General features: G+C 68.2%; 16 protein-coding genes. 8 read left to right on the forward strand and 8 right to left on the reverse strand.

Going from position 1 to position 18,095, the window contains the following annotated elements; all coding sequences use genetic code 11:
* Positions 1-350: 350 nt before the first annotated feature.
* On the forward strand, positions 351-983 hold the full coding sequence (locus tag ACTIE9_RS04570) for a vitamin K epoxide reductase family protein (RefSeq protein ID WP_439564381.1): 633 nt from the start codon (positions 351-353) through the stop codon (positions 981-983).
* Between the two features lie 10 nt (positions 984-993).
* Here ACTIE9_RS04570 and ACTIE9_RS04575 read toward each other — a convergent pair whose 3' ends face one another.
* The 5 genes from ACTIE9_RS04575 to ileS are packed head-to-tail and all read right to left on the reverse strand — an operon-like array spanning position 994 to position 7,695.
* Entirely contained in the window at positions 994-2,265 is a 1,272-nt protein-coding gene (locus ACTIE9_RS04575) for an NDP-hexose 2,3-dehydratase family protein (RefSeq protein WP_439564382.1), read from the reverse strand.
* Positions 2,266-2,269: 4 nt separating this feature from the next.
* Entirely contained in the window at positions 2,270-2,692 is a 423-nt protein-coding gene (ndk, locus tag ACTIE9_RS04580) for a nucleoside-diphosphate kinase (protein ID WP_439564383.1), read from the reverse strand.
* 40 nt (positions 2,693-2,732) lie between these two features.
* Complete coding sequence (locus tag ACTIE9_RS04585; RefSeq protein ID WP_439564384.1) at positions 2,733-3,134, reverse strand: DUF4233 domain-containing protein; 402 nt, start codon at positions 3,132-3,134, stop codon at positions 2,733-2,735.
* On the reverse strand, positions 3,131-4,495 hold the full coding sequence (locus tag ACTIE9_RS04590; protein WP_439564385.1) for a bifunctional folylpolyglutamate synthase/dihydrofolate synthase: 1,365 nt from the start codon (positions 4,493-4,495) through the stop codon (positions 3,131-3,133). Before ACTIE9_RS04590 ends, ACTIE9_RS04585 begins: the two co-directional genes overlap by 4 nt.
* Positions 4,492-7,695 carry an isoleucine--tRNA ligase gene (ileS, locus tag ACTIE9_RS04595; protein ID WP_439564386.1) on the reverse strand — a complete coding sequence of 1,068 codons (3,204 nt, stop codon included), beginning with the start codon at positions 7,693-7,695 and terminating at the stop codon, positions 4,492-4,494. The genes ACTIE9_RS04590 and ileS overlap by 4 nt, the downstream gene beginning before the upstream one ends.
* A gap of 424 nt (positions 7,696-8,119) precedes the next feature.
* On the opposite strand from ileS, the gene ACTIE9_RS04600 reads away from it, so the two are divergent.
* From ACTIE9_RS04600 to ACTIE9_RS04615, 4 genes are read left to right on the forward strand one after another with little or no spacing between them, the layout of a single operon-like run.
* Complete coding sequence (locus ACTIE9_RS04600) at positions 8,120-8,641, forward strand: hypothetical protein (protein WP_439564387.1); 522 nt, start codon at positions 8,120-8,122, stop codon at positions 8,639-8,641.
* A gap of 21 nt (positions 8,642-8,662) precedes the next feature.
* Positions 8,663-8,983 carry a hypothetical protein gene (locus tag ACTIE9_RS04605; RefSeq protein ID WP_439564388.1) on the forward strand — a complete coding sequence of 107 codons (321 nt, stop codon included), beginning with the start codon at positions 8,663-8,665 and terminating at the stop codon, positions 8,981-8,983.
* A gap of 37 nt (positions 8,984-9,020) precedes the next feature.
* Entirely contained in the window at positions 9,021-9,734 is a 714-nt protein-coding gene (locus tag ACTIE9_RS04610) for an AfsR/SARP family transcriptional regulator (protein WP_439564389.1), read from the forward strand.
* A gap of 49 nt (positions 9,735-9,783) precedes the next feature.
* Entirely contained in the window at positions 9,784-11,124 is a 1,341-nt protein-coding gene (locus ACTIE9_RS04615; RefSeq protein ID WP_439564390.1) for an MFS transporter, read from the forward strand.
* Here ACTIE9_RS04615 and ACTIE9_RS04620 read toward each other — a convergent pair.
* From ACTIE9_RS04620 to ACTIE9_RS04630, 3 genes are all read right to left on the reverse strand, one after another.
* The gene (locus ACTIE9_RS04620; protein WP_439564391.1) at positions 11,121-11,729 is read right to left on the reverse strand and encodes a DUF3800 domain-containing protein; all 609 of its coding nucleotides are present in this window, start codon (positions 11,727-11,729) and stop codon (positions 11,121-11,123) included. The two genes, ACTIE9_RS04615 and ACTIE9_RS04620, sit on opposite strands and share 4 nt — an antisense overlap.
* Before the next feature lie 213 nt (positions 11,730-11,942).
* On the reverse strand, positions 11,943-14,315 hold the full coding sequence (locus tag ACTIE9_RS04625) for a DEAD/DEAH box helicase (RefSeq protein WP_439564392.1): 2,373 nt from the start codon (positions 14,313-14,315) through the stop codon (positions 11,943-11,945).
* Between the two features lie 47 nt (positions 14,316-14,362).
* On the reverse strand, positions 14,363-15,997 hold the full coding sequence (locus ACTIE9_RS04630) for a site-specific DNA-methyltransferase (protein WP_439564393.1): 1,635 nt from the start codon (positions 15,995-15,997) through the stop codon (positions 14,363-14,365).
* A 170-nt stretch (positions 15,998-16,167) separates the two neighbouring features.
* Here ACTIE9_RS04630 and ACTIE9_RS04635 point away from each other — a divergent pair, with 170 nt between their 5' ends.
* Genes ACTIE9_RS04635 through ACTIE9_RS04645 form a run of 3 tightly spaced genes read left to right on the forward strand, consistent with a single transcriptional unit; the run spans position 16,168 to position 18,051 of the window.
* Positions 16,168-16,803 (forward strand): hypothetical protein, encoded by a 636-nt coding sequence (locus ACTIE9_RS04635; RefSeq protein ID WP_439564394.1) that lies wholly within the window; start codon positions 16,168-16,170, stop codon positions 16,801-16,803.
* Positions 16,804-16,833: 30 nt separating this feature from the next.
* Positions 16,834-17,583: a ZIP family metal transporter gene (locus tag ACTIE9_RS04640; protein ID WP_439564395.1), complete on the forward strand. Its 750-nt coding sequence runs from the start codon at positions 16,834-16,836 to the stop codon at positions 17,581-17,583.
* Between the two features lie 27 nt (positions 17,584-17,610).
* Positions 17,611-18,051 (forward strand): universal stress protein, encoded by a 441-nt coding sequence (locus tag ACTIE9_RS04645; protein WP_439564396.1) that lies wholly within the window; start codon positions 17,611-17,613, stop codon positions 18,049-18,051.
* The last annotated feature ends 44 nt before the right edge of the window (positions 18,052-18,095 follow it).

Consider the following 18,095-nt stretch of genomic DNA (forward strand, 5'->3'; position numbering starts at 1 on the left):
TACGGGAAATCTCGGGTGGAGGGCCGGGCCCCCACCGAACTCTTCTGTTGTGGCCGGCCGGGCCCCCGTGTCGAGTGCTGCGCCGGCCGGCGCTGGCGGTGCCGACCCTGTCACGGTTGCGGCACTGCCGCCTCACGCGCCCTGTCACGGCGGTGCGGCTGAGGAAACTGGCTATTCCCCGCGGTCGCGGCAATCGGTGCCGCAATACTGGTCTGGTAACGCCCAGGAAGCTCTTCTGTTCGTCGTCGCGAGCGCGGCTGGCAACGACTGGCCCTCATTATCGCACGGACTCGCGAAGTCAGGACGTTCGACCCCCCGCGGCACCCCCGCGCGGCGGTGATAATCGAGGGGTGACCGACCTCGATCCCGCCATCGCGACCGCACCCACCGAGGCCCGCCGCCCGATCGGCCTCGCGCTCTTCCTCATCGTGACCGGTGCCGTGGGCTGGCTGGGCGCCATGGCGCTCATCACGGAGCGCGTCAAGCTGCTGCTCGATCCCGAGTACACCCTGAACTGCGACATCAATCCGCTCATCTCGTGCGGCAACGTCATGGCCTCGTGGCAGGCGTCCCTGCTCGGGTTCCCCAACCCGCTCCTCGGCGTGGCGGGCCTCGTCGCCCCCATCGCCGTCGGGGTCGCGCTGCTCGCGGGCGCCCGCTTCGACCGCTGGTTCTGGTGGGCCTTCCTGACCGGGGTGACGGGCGCGTTCGTGTTCGTCCACTGGCTCTTCGAGCAGGCGGTCTACCAGATCGGGGCGCTCTGCCCGTGGTGCATGCTCGTGTGGCTCATGGTCATCCCGATGTTCTGGGTGCTTCTCGTCTGGAGCCTGAAGAGCGGCGTGCTCACCGGCAACGCCGGGGTGCAGCGCCTCGCGAGCGCGGTGTGGCCGTTCACCTGGGTGATCGTGCTGGCCAACCTCGTGGCCATCGCTGTGGCCATCGTCGTGCAGTTCCCGACGCTCCTCGGCCTGCTGCTCGGCTGAACCAGCGCCGCTACAGCCAGGGCAGCACGAGGGCGAGCGCGCTGCGCGCTTCGTTCGTGAACCAGCGGCCCTCGGCGAGCAAGACCTCGGCGTCGCCGAGGCTGAGCCAGATGACGTCGTCACCGGCGGCATCGGGATCATCGGCAAGGACGAGACGGTAGTCGCTCACATCGTGGAAGAAACGCCCGCCCTCGTCGCTCTGGGCCGCGCCCGCGAGCACGATTCCTTGTGTCGGTGCCGACAACGGGTCCCCTGGGCTCGCGACAACGGTCGCCGTGAGCTCGACTCTGTTCGCCAGCCCCGGCTCGGCGGCGAGTCGAAAACCGAATCGGGGGTGGCTGCCGTCGACCCGCATCCACAGCTCAATCAGGCCTGTGCTGAGCGAATCGACGATCGGCTGGTCCCAGCGTGGCACCTCGCGACCGCGCACGCTCACCTCGATCTGGCGCACCCGAAAGCCCGAGTCTCCGTCGGCGGCGACCCCAGAAGTGGTCGACACCCACCCGGCGAGCTCATCCAGGCGCACGATGCGGCCCGGGTCGACGAGCGCCGCCGCCCGCTCGACGCGGCTCCGCGCGTGGGACGTGTCTCCGGTTGCCCCCCAGGAGGCCGCCAGCCAGCGACCGATCTCATCGGTGCGACGACGAAACGGCTCGCGATCGACGAGGTACCGCCAGGGAGAGGAGACGAGCACCGACCGAAGGTCAGTGTTCACCAGGTGATCGGCAGCGGAGAGTTCGAGAAGCTCATCGACCGGCACCCACCGGTGGCTGGGCGAAGAGGGCAGCTCGGCAACCTGTCGCGCGAGCAGGTTGGCATTTCGCTTTCCGAGGAATCGCGCGCCCTGCTCGCTCGCCACCACCCGCGCAATGGTCTCGATCGCCCCCGCGCGCGCGGCCTCCTGCAACGGAGGAGCGTCGCCCCCGTGCACCCGATCGGCATTGCTCGCCGTCGCCTGGATGCTGGGCGCGAGCTGCGCGACACCCACGGTGCCCGGCTCTGCCTTCGCCTGCACGAGCAGCTCGGCGTGGTCGCCACGGCGATGGATGCTGCACAGGGTGCCGACCTCGGACTGCTCGAGGAGCGGCTGATACCGCGGCTCGGCATCCCGCCCCCCGCTGGCAAAGCCGACGACGCGGAAGAAACGACCAGATCGGTGTTCGATGGCACCGTTGTTGCGTCGCCACTCGGCCGAATCGGCGAGCTCGATCTCAGCGACCGTCAACTCGGCCCGCTCGGCATGCTCCGCGAGCCAGGCGGGGGTGTCGAGCCGGGAGGGCATCGCGTCAGGCGAACCAGAGGGCGAGCTCGCGCGCGGCGCTCTCGGGCGAGTCAGACCCGTGCACGAGGTTCTGCTGCACGCGCAGACCCCAGTCGCGGCCGAGGTCGCCGCGGATGGTGCCGGGCGCGGCCGTGGTGGGGTCGGTCGTGCCGGCGAGCGAGCGGAAGCCCTCGATGACGCGGTTGCCGGCGACGCGCGCGGCGACCACGGGGCCCGACTCCATGAACTCGATGAGCGGCTCGTAGAACGGCTTGCCCTCGTGCTCGGCGTAGTGCGCGGCGAGCAGATCGCGGTCGGGCTGCACCATGCGAAGGTCGACGAGCTGGTAGCCCTTCGCCTCGATGCGGCGCAGGATCTCGCCCGTCAGGTTGCGGGCGACGCCGTCGGGCTTGATCAGCACGAGGGTCTCTTCGACGGTCGTGGTCATGGGGGGCTCCTTCAGATCGGGGCGGGATGCTCGGGCGGGGTCAGGCGGTGGCCGCACGCTTCGCGGCGTCGAGCTGGGTGCCTTTGACGAAGCAGTAGATCCAGAATCCCACGAAGATCGCGGCCGTGACGGCGGCGAGCACTTCGATGAATCCGGTCGACAGCAGCAGCAGCTGCAGCGCGTGCCCGAACCAGACGCCCCAGCGGTAGCGCACGACGCGCGTCGCGACGAGCAGCAGCAGCACGAGCGCACCGCCGACCCCGAACACGATGCCGGGCGGGGCGATGTCGAGGCCGTTGATGGCGAGGGTGCCGAAGATGACGGCGAGCACCTCCATGCCGAGCGTCACGGTCAGCAGCGACTCGAGGGCGCCGCGCTCGCGCTTCGGGCGACGGGCGGGCTGATCGGGCTGATCCGATGCGGAAGCAGTGGTGTCGGTCACAGCATCCAATTCTGCTCGCGCGCGATGAGCATCGCCTGACCGACGAGCGTGATCGAGCCCGTGACGAGGATGGCGTCGTTGGGGCCCGCCTCGTCGCGAGCCTCGGCGAGGGCGACCGCGGGGTCGGGCTCGATGCGCACGCGGTCGGGCCCCGCGATGGCCGTGACCGTCTCGGCGAGATCGTCGACGTCGACGGCGCGCGCCGAATCGGAGCGGGTCACGATGAAGCGGTCGACGATCGGGTCGAGGGCCTCGATGATGCCGCGGTCGTCCTTGTCGGCGAGCACCCCGACGATCGCCGTGATCGAGTCGAAGGCGAACGACTCCATGAGCGCGCGGCCGAGCGCCTGGGCGCCGTGCGGATTGTGCGCCGCGTCGACGAGAACGCTGGGCTCGATGCCGATGAGCTGCAGCCGACCAGGGCTCGTCACGGTCGCGAGCCCTTCGGTGAGCACGTCGTCGGCGAGGGGTTGCGTGCCGTCACCGAGGAACGACTCGACGGCCGCGATCGCCACGGCCGCGTTGTGCGCCTGATACTCGCCGAAGAGGGGCAGGAAGAGCTCGCGGTACTCCCCGGCCCTCCCGCGCACGTCGATGAGCTGACCGCCGACGGCGAGGCGGGCATCCAGCAGGGCGAAGCCGACCCCCTCTGCGACGACCTCGGCCTCGTTGTGGGCGGCCGCGGCCACGATCTCGTCCATAGCCTCGGTCGCCTGCAGGGCCGTGACGACGGTGGCCGCGGGCTTGACGATGCCGGCCTTGGTGCGGGCGATCTCAGCCACGGTGTCGCCGAGGTAGCGCGTGTGGTCGAGGGCGATGGGCGTGAACACCGCGACATCGCCGTCGGCGACGTTCGTCGAATCCCACTCCCCGCCCATGCCGACCTCGATGACGGCGACGTCGACCGGCGCGTCGGCGAAGCTCGCGTAGGCGAGCGCCGTGAGCGCCTCGAAGTTGCTGAGCGCCGGCTCGCCGCTCGCCGCGAGCTCGGCGTCGACCATGAGCAGGTAGGGCGCGACGTCGGCCCAGTTGTCGGCGAGCGCACGATCGGCGATGGGCTCGCCGTCGATGACGATGCGCTCGTTGATGCGCAGCAGGTGCGGGCTCGTGAGCAGCCCCGTGCGCAGCCCGTAGGCGCGCAGGATGCTCTCGATCATGCGCGCCGTCGACGTCTTGCCGTTCGTGCCCGTGATGTGCACGATCGCGAAACTGCGCTGCGGATCGCCGAGCAGCTCGACGGCCCGGCGTGCGGCGTCGAGCCGCGGCTGGGGGCTGCCCTCGCTGCCGCGGGCGATCAGCTCGGCGTGTACGGCATCAGCCGCGGCGCGGTCGGCGGCGGCCTGCGCGTCGTCGCGGCTCATGCGCGCGTCACGGACACGGTCACGGATGCTCCCTCGCCCACCGCCGTCGCGGTGCCCTCGCCAGCCTGGCCGACGTGGAGCGCCGTGGCAAGCGTCTCGGAGCCGATGAGGTCGCGGTGCGTCTCGATCGCTGCGCGAGCCGCCTCGTCGTCAGACCCGAGCGTCAGCGCGATGCGGTCGCTCACGTCGAGCCCCGCGTCTTTGCGCGCCTGCTGCACGGCGCGGATGACGTCGCGTGCGAGGCCCTCGGCGGCGAGCTCGGGAGTCACGCGGGTGTCGAGCAGCACGAAGCCGGCGCCGGGCAGGAACACGACGGCCGCCGCCGGGTCGTCGAGCTCGAGCTCGAGCGTGTACTCCCCCGCCTCGAGAGGCACACCGCCGACGATCACGGTGTCTCCGTCGAGCATCCAGTCGCCGGCTTTCGCCGCGGCGATGACCTGCTGCACCTGCTTGCCGATGCGGGGGCCGGCGGCGCGCGCGTTGACGGCGAGCCGGCGCGCGATGCCGTACTCGTCGACGAGGCTCTCATCGAACTCGACGAGCGTCACGGCCTTGACGTTGAGCTCGTCACGCACGATGTCGCTGAACGCGGCGAGCGCCGCGGCTCCGGGCGTGACGACGGTCAGCGTCTGCAGCGGCAGGCGCACGCGCAGCCCTTGCGCCTTGCGCAGTGCGAGTCCTGAGCTCGCGATCGCCCGCACGCGGTCCATCGCGGCCACGAGGGCCTCGTCGGCCGGGAACTCCTCGGGCGTCGGCCAGTCGGCGAGATGCACGCTCTCGCCGCCCGTGAGCCCGCGCCAGACCTCCTCCGTCACGAGGGGCGCCAGGGGTGCCGCGAGGCGGGCGAGGGTCTCGAGCACCGTGAAGAGGGTGTCGTGAGCATCCCGATCATCGCCGGCCCAGAAGCGGTCGCGCGACCGGCGCACGTACCAGTTGGTCAGCACGTCGGCGAAGTCGCGCAGGGCGGCGGCGGCGAGCGGTGCGTCGAGCGCCTCGAGCTGCGTCGTCACCTCGACGACGAGGTCGCGCGTCTTGGCGAGCAGGTAGCGGTCGAGCACGTTGCCCGAGTCGGTGCGACGCACGGCGGCGCCGAGCGAGCCCGCGTTGGCGTAGAGGGTGAAGAAGTAGTAGGTGCTCCACAGCGGCAGCAGGAACTGGCGCACGCCCTCGCGGATTCCCTCTTCGGTGACGACGAGGTTGCCGCCGCGAATGACCGAGCTCGACATGAGGAACCAGCGCATGGCGTCGGCGCCGTCGCGCTCGAACACCTCACCCACGTCGGGGTAGTTGCGCAGGCTCTTCGACATCTTCTGGCCGTCGTTGCCGAGCACGATGCCGTGGCTGATGACGTTCGAGAACCCGGGGCGGTCGAACAGCGCCGTCGCGAGCACGTGCATCGTGTAGAACCAGCCGCGCGTCTGCCCGATGTACTCGACGATGAAGTCGGCCGGGTTGTGCGAGTCGAACCAGTCGGCGTTCTCGAAGGGGTAGTGCACCTGGGCGAACGGCATCGAGCCCGAGTCGAACCACACATCGAAGACATCCTCGATGCGCCGCATCGTCGAGCGCCCCGTCGGGTCGTCGGGGTTCGGGCGCGTGAGCTCGTCGATGAAGGGGCGGTGCAGGTCGACGTCGCCCGCCGCATTGCGCGGCAGGGTGCCGAAGTCGGCCTCGAGCTCGGCGAGCGAGCCGTACACGTCGACGCGCGGGTGGTTGGGGTCGTCGCTCTTCCACACCGGGATCGGGCTGCCCCAGTAGCGGTTGCGGCTGATCGACCAGTCGCGCGCACCCTCGAGCCACTTGCCGAACTGGCCGTGCTTGACGTTGTCGGGCACCCAGGTGATCTGCTCGTTGAGTTCGAGCATGCGGTCGCGCAGCTGCGTGACGCGCACGAACCAGCTCGAGACCGCCTTGTAGATGAGCGGGTTGCGGCAGCGCCAGCAGTGCGGGTAGCTGTGCTCGTAGCTGCGCACCTGGAACAGCCGGCCGGCCTCGCGCAGCATCGCCGTGAGCGGCTTGTTCGCCTCGAACACCTGCTGGCCCGCGACCTCGGGCACGGCGGTGAGGAACCGGCCCCCGTCGTCGACCGAGATGATGATCGGGATGCCCGCGGCAGCACACGTCGCCTGGTCGTCTTCGCCGTACGCGGGTGCCTGGTGCACGATGCCCGTGCCCTCACCCGTGGCGACATAGTCGGCGACGAGGATCTGCCACGCGTTCTGCGTGCCCCACACCTCGACGTCGGCGTAGTAGTCCCACAGCCGGTCGTACTGCACGCCGCCGAGCTCGGCTCCGCGCATCGTGCGCGACACGGCCGCGCGCGCCTCCTCGAGCGAGGCGAAGCCCAGCTCTTTCACGTAGGCGCCGATCGTGTCGGCGGCCAGCAGGAACGACTCGGCCCCCGCATCCACGATCGCGTACTCGATCTCGGGGCCGACGGCGAGTGCGAGGTTCGTCGGCAGGGTCCAGGGCGTGGTCGTCCACGCGAGCGCCGTCACGCCCGTGAGGCCGAGCGCCTCGGCCTTCTCGCCGACGAGGGGGAAGGTGACCGTGACCGACTGGTCTTGCCGCATCTTGTAGACGTCGTCGTCCATGCGCAGCTCGTGGTTCGACAGCGGCGTCTCGTCGCGCCAGCAGTAGGGCAGCACGCGGTAGCCCTCGTAGGCGAGGCCCTTCTCGTGCAGGGTCTTGAAGGCCCACAGCACGCTCTCCATGAACGTGATGTCGAGTGTCTTGTAGTCGTTGTCGAAGTCGACCCAGCGCGCCTGCCGCGTCACATAGGTCTGCCACTCGTCGGTGTAGCGCAGCACGCTCTCGCGCGCCTTGGCGTTGAAGGCCTCGATGCCCATGTCTTCGATCTGCGACTTCTCGGTGATGCCGAGCTGCTTCATGGCTTCGAGCTCGGCCGGGAGCCCGTGGGTGTCCCACCCGAAACGGCGGTGCACCTGCTTGCCGCGCATGGTTTGAAAGCGCGGGAAGACGTCTTTCGCGTAGCCCGTGAGCAGGTGGCCGTAGTGCGGCAGGCCGTTGGCGAACGGCGGGCCGTCGTAGAACACCCACTCGTCGCAGCCCTCGCGGTTCGCGATCGAGCGGCGGAAGGTGTCGGCGCTCGCCCAGTACGTGAGCACCTCGTGCTCGAGGGCCGGGAAGCTCGGCGAGGCGACGACCGAGGAGTCGTCGCGGTGGCGGGGATAGGTCATGGCGGCGGTGCTCCTGGGTTCTCCGGTGTCGGCTGCTGCGCTCACCGCGAGGACGACGGCGCCGTTGGCGCTGCCGCGGTACCACCCCGCTTGCGGGCATCCAGGATGCTCGCCTCTCTCCAGCGGCTGTGACGGGCCTGCCCCGCTCGGGTCTAGTGGCCGGCTCAGAGCCGGTGTTCTTCCGAGGACTCCCCGGTGATGGCCGGATCAACGTCTGTGCGACCAGTGTAGGCGATGGGCGCGAGCGCGCGCGGAGCACCCGATCGTTCCACCCCCACCCCGTCACGGTGATGTCACGCCGTCGTCACGCTCGCCCGGCACAGTGAGGAATGCGCAGTGAGGCACTGCGCGCCACGGACAGTTCGGGGGAACTGTGAACAGCTCGACACCTCGCGCATCGTCGACCATCGTCCGGATCCTGAGCATGCTGGGGGTCGCCGCTCTCGCCGGTGCCCTGCTGAGCGTCAGCGCGGTCAGCGCGCCCGCCAACGCCGCCTCGATCGCACAGTGCAATGGCGTCGCGGAGGATGGTGCCGGCGTGGAGTGCGACGTCACGATCACGAACGAGTGGGACATGGCCACCGCGACCGGCAGCTCGACGATCGTCACCCGTGTGTGCGTCGGCGCCGCCAATGTCGACTTCGGCCCCGGCGACTGCACGGTGATCACCGAGGAGAACCTCGCCGACGTGACCACCACCGTCGAGCAGTGCAACGGCACCGCCAACGGCGGGGGCAGCACGCTGCGCTGCACCGTGTCGGTGACGAACACGATCATCGGCACGGGAACCACCGGCGCGCCCTCGGTGAACCAGTGCAACGGCTCGTTCGACAGCCTCGATCCGCTTCCTGCTCCGTCGTTCTGCGACCCCGTGCAGGCCACGACCGATGCGGCGATCACGCAGTGCAACAACAGCATCAACGGCGGGACCAACGTGAGCATGTAGTGCACGGTCGGGGTCTCGACGGTGAGCACCGCGATGCCGATCTCGGTCGATCAGTGCAACGGCAGCGTCAACGGGGGCGGCGCCCTCGTCGAGTGCTCGACGAGCATCTCGACGGTCTTCGTTGCCGCGGGCGACGGCTCGGGCGGTGACGGGTCAGGCGGTGACGGGTCAGGAGGCGGCGGAACGGTCGCCGACGACGACGCGACCGCCCGCGGAGCGCTCGCCGCGACCGGTGCCGGCGATCAGCCGATCGCCCTCGTGGCCGTGGTAAGCCTGCTGCTCGGCGCCCTCCTCCTGGCGCGCTCGCGCGCACTCGGCCGTCGTCAGGCCGACCGGGTCTGACCGCGCCGTCGCTAGACTGCGATCCGGGGGGTCGACCATGCCCGGTGCAGAACTGCGGTTGCTCGGATCGTTCGAGGTGGTCGCCGCCGACGCCCCGCCCGTCGTGCCGAGCACCGGATCGCAACGGCTCGTCGTGCTGCTCGCCCTGCGCGATCGGGTCGTCTCGCGCAGCGCGGTCGCCGGCGCCCTCTGGCCCGACGCCTCGACCGACATGGCGGCGACGCGGCTGCGGGCGGCGCTCGCGCGGCTCGATCCTGCGGCGAGATCCGTCGTCGAGCTGACGCCGGGAGGCCTGCGCCTCGATGCGGGCTGCGCCGTCGACTACCGGGATGCGCGGGCCTTCGCCGAGGGGGTGCTCGAGCCCGATCATCCGTCGCCCCGCGAGTCGGCCGCCGAGACCCGCGCCTCGATCGCCGTGCTGTGCCTCGAACTGCTGCCCGACCACTACGACGACTGGGTGCTGACCGAGGCGGAGGACTGGCGCCTGCTGCGGGCCGCCGCCCTCGAGGCGCTCGCCGCGGCGCTGTCGGCCGATGACCGGCCCCACCTGGCGATGGGAGCGGCGCGCGCGGCGATCCGCAACGAGCCCATGCGCGAGACCGCCCACGCCGCCCTCATCCGGCTGCATCTGGTCGCCGGCAACCACACCGAGGCGCTGCGCGTGTACGAGCGGTACGCCGACGCGCTGCACGAGGCCCTGCAGCTGAGCCCGAGCCCGATGCTGCGCGCCCTGGTGGGCGAGCTCGTCTAGCGCACGACGCGTCGGGAATGCGGCGGGCCGCCACTACGCTGAAGGACTTGTGACCGCCCAGACCGCCCCCGCCCCCGTCGCCCCCTCCGACCCGCGCATCGCGCGCCGTGCCCGCTGGGCCTCGCTCGTCGGCACCTCGCTCGAGTCGTACGACTTCTACCTCTTCGCCTACTTCTCGGCGTTCTTCGCCGGCCCGCTGTTCTTCGAACCGCTCGGCGAGGTCGGGGCGAACCTCGCGGCCCTCGCGACGATCGGCGTTGCGTTCGTCATCCGCCCGCTCGGCGCGATCATCTTCGGCCACCTCGGCGACCGCATCGGGCGCCGGTCGGTGCTCATCGTGACGATCACGATGATGGGCATCGCCACGGGTCTCATCGGGGTGCTTCCGACCTACGAGCAGGCCGGCTGGTTCGGCGCCGTGCTGCTCGTGCTGCTGCGCGTGCTGCAGGGCGTCTCGCTCGGCGGCGAGTGGGGTGGCGCCGTGCTCATCGCCACCGAGCACGAGACCCGTGCCAAGCGGGCCTTCGCCGCGGCGATGCCGCAGCTGGGCTCGCCCATCGGCTCGATCCTCGCTGCCGTCGCGTTCCTCTGGCTCACGCTCTCCCTGACCAGCGCCGAGATCGTCGAGTGGGCGTGGCGCGTGCCGTTCCTCACCGCGATCCCGCTGCTGGCCATCTCGCTGTACTTGCGTCTCGCCATCACCGAGACGCCGGTCTTCGTCGCGGTGAAGGATGCCGGTCGCGCGCCGCGCATCCCCCTCGCCGCCCTGTTGCGCGCACAGCCCGTCACGATCGTCGTCGCCGTCGGTGTCGCGCTGCTCGGCATCGGCTCGTACTCGCTCATGAACACCTACACGATCAACTACGGCGCGGCCGTGCTCGGCTTCGACTACTACGAACTGCTCATCGCCACGACGGTCGGCGGGCTGCTGCAGCTTGTCACGATCCCGCTGTTCGGCGCGTGGGCGACGCGCATCGGCTCGGGGCTCGTCGTCGCGATCGGCGCGCTCGGCACCCTGCTCGTGGCGTTCCCGATCTACTTCTTCCTGCAAGACGCGAGCTTCGGCTTCCTCGTCGGCATGATGATCATCGGCGGAATCCTGCCCACCATGAGCTGGGCGGCGCTCGGCGGCATCTTCACCGAGCTCTTCGACGAGCGCTACCGCTACTCGGCCCTCGGCTTCTCGTACGCCCTGGCAGCCGTCGTCGCCGGCTTCGTGCCCGCGCTCACGGGCGCGCTCGGGGCGGCGACCGGCAACGCGTGGTGGCACCCGGCGATCGTGCTCGCCGGCATGTCTCTCATCACCTTCGTCGCATCCCTCATCGCGATCCGCATTCGCGTCGACCGCGACGACGCGCCCGAGGGCGCCGACGCAGCCGTAACGAGCTAGGGAAGGCGGGTCACCTGCGTGTGCTCGCGCAGGGGATCGAACCAGCGCGTCTCGTTTCGGGCGTGCTCCTGCCGAAACGACCAGGCGAGGATGTCGGCGAGAGCAAGTAGGGGTTCGTCAGAGGGTCGAGCGTGCATCGCGACGACGTCGCGGCCAATGCGCTGGGCCCGCCGCAGGTCTCGGATCGTTCGGCGGTCTGCCTCGTTCTCGTCGGCGAGGCGACGTGCGTCAATGACGAACGTGCTGGCCTCGAAAGCGCCATGAAGAGACTCGACCGCGTGCTCGAGACAACGGGATCGGGCGCGCTGGGCATGGGAGTCTGCCGGGTCGATTGGCGCGTAGATGACGATGTCACGCGCGTCTGTCTGTCGCGAGACGATGTGAGCGGCATCGTCGAGCGATCTCAGCTCTGCGCGCTGATACATCTCGCTGGCGTGCATGGCATCCGTGCCGTAGAACTCACTGAGGGCCATACGGGTTGCGACGAGTTGATCTGCGTCGACCATCGCGGCCGCAACGATGTAGTACGGATTGGGCCCGTCGAACTGGAAGCTCTCATCGATGAAGACAATCGGGTTGTCAGTCGATGCGTAGCGGCCCGCCAACTCGAGTCTCACGGCGACTCCTGTGCCGCACTACGATAAGGCTCTGATGCGGACACAGGTGGGGCACCCGTTAAAGCGAGCAGCCCCAGGTAGTCCGCAGACATCTGGGGCATGACGCCTCGTTGGCCCGGAATGAATCCGCACGAACTACCCGCGTTGCTCGCCTCGAGGTTACCACCGACAGAGTGGCTCAAGCCAGCCTTCACAGTGCGGTCACAGAACGCCAACAGCGTGCAGGAGCGCGCTCCAGTTCGGTGAATTGCTGATGTTCGACTCCGTGACCAGCAGATAGCGCCAGACGCCGAAACTCTTTGACTCGTTGACCGCGGCGACCCAATCCTCAGCGGCACGCTTCTTGGCAGCGACATCTAGGTCGTTCGCCGCTGCGGCGTCGGACTTGGTCTCGACCAGCCAGTGCACACCTTCTGTGTCAATGACGATGAAGTCGGGGAAGTAACGCCCGGCGGGCATTCGGGTGATGTACGCGCCGTCCGACGGGTAGAGCCGCAGCCACCACGCAACGCCGTCGCTCTGGTCGACGAGCGTCGCGAACGCGAACTCGCCCGTCTTGGAATCGAACGACGCTGCGGCCTCAGCTGACTTCGTCCACTCGCCATACCACGCTCCGACGACGAACTCGGCGTACCACGAGTGAATGATCGATGGCCTCGGGCGCGGCTGCAACAGCTCGACAGGTCGCCACACGAAGCTCGGCTGGCGATCGTTGCGGTGGTAGGCGGCCCTGACGAGCGACGCGATCGCCGTGATCGCTTGCGCCGCGCGCTGCGAGGTCCAGTCTTCTGCTTCAGACCCGGCAACACCGGCGGCGGCCAAGAAAGTGTCGGCGATGCCTTCCGCCCACACACGCTCGGTCAGCAACTGAGGCACTAGACCGAGATTCATGATGCGCATGACGAGGTCGTTGCGCACCTCCGCCGCACTGACGTAGTTCTGCGTCGCGCTCACGCTCGTGACGGCCTCGGTGCGTACGTTCACTTCATCGTCGAGATCGCGGTCGGCGACGATCGCCTGGCCCTGAAGACTGACTTCGTAGTTGACGCGATGCTGCTGACCGGCGATCGTCACTGCATCCATGTCGACGCTCTCGAGACTGAACGGCACCGGAACCAGCGCGCGTTCCCGACGAGGGAACTCGATGCGCGGACGCCCCGTCACGAACGGCAAGTGCTGGCCAATGGCCTCGATGTCGCGCTCGATGCTCACGGCGCTGGTGTCAACAGACTGGATGATCAACAGGTCGGCTTCGCTCATGCCACCGAGTACGCCATCACCGTTGCCGGGTTCGCCGACCACTCCGGGCGTGATGCGCACCGTGCCACCGGGCAACTCGGTGCTGATGGGCGGCACTCCCCCTGCGTCGACAAGACCGCCCGGCGACGGTGCGACGCTCGCAATGCGCTCAAGCAACGAATCTTTGCTGCGCAGCAGTTGCGTATAGCTCTCGTGGGCGACGACATCGACATGGTCGATGGCGGGAATCCCCGTTCTCACGCCGAAGGGAAGCCGAAGCCCTCGCCCGAGAATCTGTTCGGTGAGCGTCTGCGAGGCGAGGGCCCGCAGACCGATGATCACGCCGATGTTCTTGACATCCCACCCCTCCTTGAGCTTGTCGACACTGACGATCGCGCGCACGGGTGATTCGGCCTTCTCGACGCCGGCAAGCGCAGCCAGTGCGGAATCGCTCGATTGCGACGTCACGAGCAGCACCTGGCCGTCATCGGGCAGATGGGATGCGAGCTTCTGGGCGACGCTTTCCGCGTCCTCGATCGTCTGGCAGACGACGAAAAGAACCGGAGTCACGCGTTCGCGGCCTTGCTGATCGGCATACGCGTACCAAGCGGGCTCGCGGAGCGCGCGAAGGTGCGCGGCGTCGGCGAGTTGCGTCTCAATGTCTTTCAGGCCGTCCTGCCGATAGACGACAACGGGAACCTTGACGAGTCGATCCGCGATCGCCTCGGCGAGGCTGTACCGGTAGATGACCTTGTCGAGGTCGGCGCTGTCGGGCGTCGCGGTGAGACCCACAAGCGCGCGGGGGGACAAGTCGCGAATGGCTGTGCTGAAAGCCGTGGCGCTCGACCGATAGACGTGGTGCTCATCGGCGATGATCACCAGGTCATCGGCCGCACGTAGGTGGTCGTACAGGCTGTCGCCGATGAACTCGTCGTCGGCCCGCACCTTGCGACTGGTGTTGGCTGTCGGCTTGATGAGCTGTTGCACGTTGAAGACGAAGAGCTTCAGCTGCGTCGCATCGTGCAACGCGTCGCCGACCTGGCCGCGCGCGAAGTTGTCGGCGGTGATCAGCAGGGGTTCGACTGTGCCCCCCTGCACGAACTTGGCGCTGCCCGGAGTGAAGTTGGCGATGGTCTTCTCGTAGATGGTCGTGCCAGGCGTGACGAACAGCACATTGCGAACGCCGTTGCGGGCGAGGTACTCGATGAGCCCGGCGGCCAAGTAGGTCTTGCCGACGCCAGTGGCAAGGTCGCACACGACCTCTCGACCGTCTCCGTCTTCGATGCTTTCGGCAACGGCTCCGAGCGCGATGGCGTTGGGCTTGCGCAGGTCCATCGCGGTCGAGATCTCGTCGATGAGGAACTCGTCGTACTCGATCCAGGTCATCGCGTCACCGCCCCGGTGCGGGGAAAGAGGTCGCGCGGTATGCGAAGAACGCGCGACCCCTTGTTCAAGTCGCGCAGGGTGGATTGCGCGTCGTCGGTCACGGAGGCGCCCGCGACCAGTGCGGTCTCGCCCTCGGCGAGCGCCGCCGCGATATCCGCGACAGCCGTCGCATCGACGACGCCGTCGACCACGGCCAGCCGCGATCGCCCCCGAACGCCCGCGAAGACGGGATGCTCGATGAGCGCGTAGCCGAGTTGAGCGGCCACGGCCCGACGCAACGTCGCAGTGTCGATCCCCTCGGCGCGATACACCTCGAGCCCGGCGTCGGAGTCGAGAACCTGCCAGCAGCTCGACGCAATGCGCAGGTCGCGAAAACCACCACCACCCGTCCAGCCGGCCGACTCGGTGATGCCACCCGGGTCCTCCCCCGCGACGACTTTTTCGAGTCGCGGCTTGGTGAACGTATCGGCCGTGTTCTCGCTGAGCTCGACCGTCACCCATCGACGACTCATCTTGTGCGCGACGGCGGCCGTCGTGCCCGAGCCAGCGAAGCAGTCCAGGACCACGTCGCCCGGGGCCGTAGCGATCTTGATCACCCTTTCCAAGAGCTGCTCTGGCTTCGGCGTGTCAAAAGTCGCTACGCCTTGAACGATCTTCTTGATCTGCGCTTTTGCCTGCCGGTTCATGAGCACGTCCGACCAAAGTGTCGGCCAGGGTCGAGTGGGAATCTCAGGAGCGAACTCGCGCGTATACGGCACCCACTGCTCGCCGCCGTCGCGCTTGGGGCGCCGTTTCCAAATGATGTCATTGGACGCGAGCATCGACGCGACAGAATCTTCGCTATAGGCCCAGCGTCTCTCCACTCCGTCATCATCAATGGGGAGAATGAGTTCACCGTCCGGCGACGGAATCGGAAACCACATGCTGGGTCGCTCAGTGCGAAGGCTCGCTTTGCCGTTCTTGCGAAGCAACCTGTCCCGAAAGCGAACGCCTTCGTCCGTCAATCCAGGAAATGCATCGAGAACCGCCGGATCTTCCATCGCGGAGGCACGAAACGTCCGCTCGCCGGTGCCGTACACGAGGATGAAGTCGTGGTAGGTCGCAAGGGGAACGTTGTTCGATGAAGGGCTATCCGCCTTTTGCCAAACGAAACTTGCCACGAAGCTTTGCCGCCCGAAGATCTCGTCCATGAGCACCTTGCAATAGGCCATCTCAGCGTCGTCGAGGTGCACCCAGACGGAGCCCTCGGGTGAGAGCAAATCCTTGATGAGCACAAGACGTTCGCGCATCATGCCGAGCCACACCGAGTGCTCGAGCGAATCGTCGTAGTGCTCGAAGGCCTGGCCGGTGTTGAACGGCGGGTCGATGTAGACGAGCTTGACCCTGCCCCGATACTCGGCGGCGAGCTCGGGCGTGTGCACGAGCGCGCGCAGAGCATCCAGCGAATCACCGCGAATCAGCAGGTTGTCGCTCGCATCACCATCAACCTCACCCACCCGACCGACCTCGTCAAGCAGGCGCACCTCGCGCGCCCGCGGGTCATCGCGGTCGACCCACTCGTAGCCCGACTCACCGTGCGACAGCAGGGCGCGATCTTTATTGGCCCAGTTGAGCGTGAGGCGACCAGTCACAGGCAGAGTTCCTTCGATTCGGGAGCCAACAGCGGCGCACGACGGCGACGCACCCTCACAGTATCGGGGGGCTCCGACACCTTTCGCGGCAGGTCACCACAGTTCTAGGCTGAGCGCGACCGGGGTCGACCGCGATTCCGGCGGCCCTGCCCGACGAACCGGGAGCTGCGATGAGCGACGACACCCCCACTGAGCGCTTCGAGCCGCCGACGACACCGCTGCCCGAGGCGGGTGCGGCGACACCCACGACCGACGGGCCGCCCGCCGAGGGTCAGAAGCGCGGCATGCTCATCGCGCTCATCGCGATCGCCGCCGCCATCCTGATCGCCCTCATCGTGCTCATCGTCGTGCTCGTCGGCAACGCCGGTCGCGGCGAGACCGAGGCGCAGCCGACTCCCGAGCTGAGCGCGAGCGAGTCGCCCACTCCGGAGGAGACGGAGTCGCCCGAGCCCAGCGAGGAGCCGAGCGACGAGCCCAGCAGCGAGCCGAGCCCGACCACCGCGCCGCCGCCCCCGCCGCCGCAGAGCCCGAGCTTCGCCACCTTCTCGGGGCCGAACCGGGCGACCTGCCCCGACACCTCGAGCTCGGTCGCGATCACCTGGAGCTGGAGCAGCACCAACGCGGTCAACGCCTGGTTCGGCATCGGCACGAACAACGCCAAGGCCGAGCCCTTCGAGTCGGTGCCGACCACAGCCACCTACACGTTCAACTACCAGTGCTCAGAAGCAAGCCAGATCTACACCGTGACGCTCGAAGACGCGGCGGCCCGCCTCACGCACAAGACGGTCGAGATCGTGCGCCAGTAGGCGTTCGTTCTCGCGTAGAGCGCTTGCCCGATGGCAGAGTCACTCACCACGTTCTGGTGGATTCTCGGGAGCGGGCTTCTCATGAGTGCGATAGCCCTCGTCGGAAGCGCGACCTTCCTGCTTCCTGCCGCGTGGTTCGATCGGATAGTCCTCCCCCTGGTCGCCCTTGCCGCAGGGTCGTTGCTCGGCGGCGCGCTGTTCCACATGATTCCCGAGTCGCTGGAGGCCATCGGGGATCCGTTCGAGGTCGTCACGTGGGTCGCGCTCGGCTTCATCACCTTCCTCGTGCTTGAACAGTTTCTGCACTGGCACCACTGCCATCGCGGACTCGGAGCCCATCGCCCCGTCGGGTACCTGATCCTCCTCGCCGATGGGCTCCACAATCTGATCGGTGGTCTGGCGGTGGGGGGTGCCTTCGTCATCGACATCAGATTGGGCATCGTCACCTGGCTGATCGCTGCGGCACACGAAGTACCGCAAGAACTCGGTGACTTTGGTCTTCTTGTTCACAGCGGCTGGAGCAGGCGATCGGCGCTGGCCTTCAACGTCACCTCCGCTCTCTCCTTTCTCGCAGGCGGACTCCTGGCCTTCGTGCTTTCGTCGAGCATCAACGTGGCCTTCCTGGTGCCCTTTGCGGCCGGTAACTTCCTGTACATCGCCGCTGCCGACCTGATTCCCCAGTTCGCGACCGAGACGACAGCTCGACGCAAGATCGTCGTGCTCGCTAGCTTCCTCATCGGGACGTTCGGCCTCTATCTGCTGGCCGTGGTCGTGCAATAGAGTTCGGCTCAACGAGAAGGGAACCCCATGGCTGAACGAGGGACGAAGCGGTTCTTCGTCGTCGGAGTCGACGGCTCTGATGCGAGTGTCGGGGCGCTGAACTGGGCGATCGAGCGTGCGAAGCTGCTCGATGCCGACGTGCACGTGGTCACGGCGTGGGAGTTGCCGTTCACGAGCATTCTGTCGCCGACCCTGGTCGATGATGACTATGCCGCCTTCGCGCAGCGCACCCTCGATGAGTCGATGTCGAAGGTCACAGCGGACACTGCGGGAGTCGGAATCGAGACCCACCTCGTCCAGCGCAAGCCTGCGCTCGCGCTGACGGAGGTCTCGCGAGGAGCAGATCTGCTCGTCATCGGTGCCCAGGGCCACGGCGAGGTGCCGGGAATGCATCTCGGCACCGTCGCGACTTATTGCGTTCATCACGCGCCGTGCCCCGTTCTGGTGCACCGTACGCCGGCCAGCTGACAGCGCCCGCCGCTACAATCGAGGGTCCTGACACTTAGGCACCC

This window comes from Microcella sp. (assembly GCF_051860105.1).
Classification (GTDB): domain Bacteria; phylum Actinomycetota; class Actinomycetes; order Actinomycetales; family Microbacteriaceae; genus Microcella.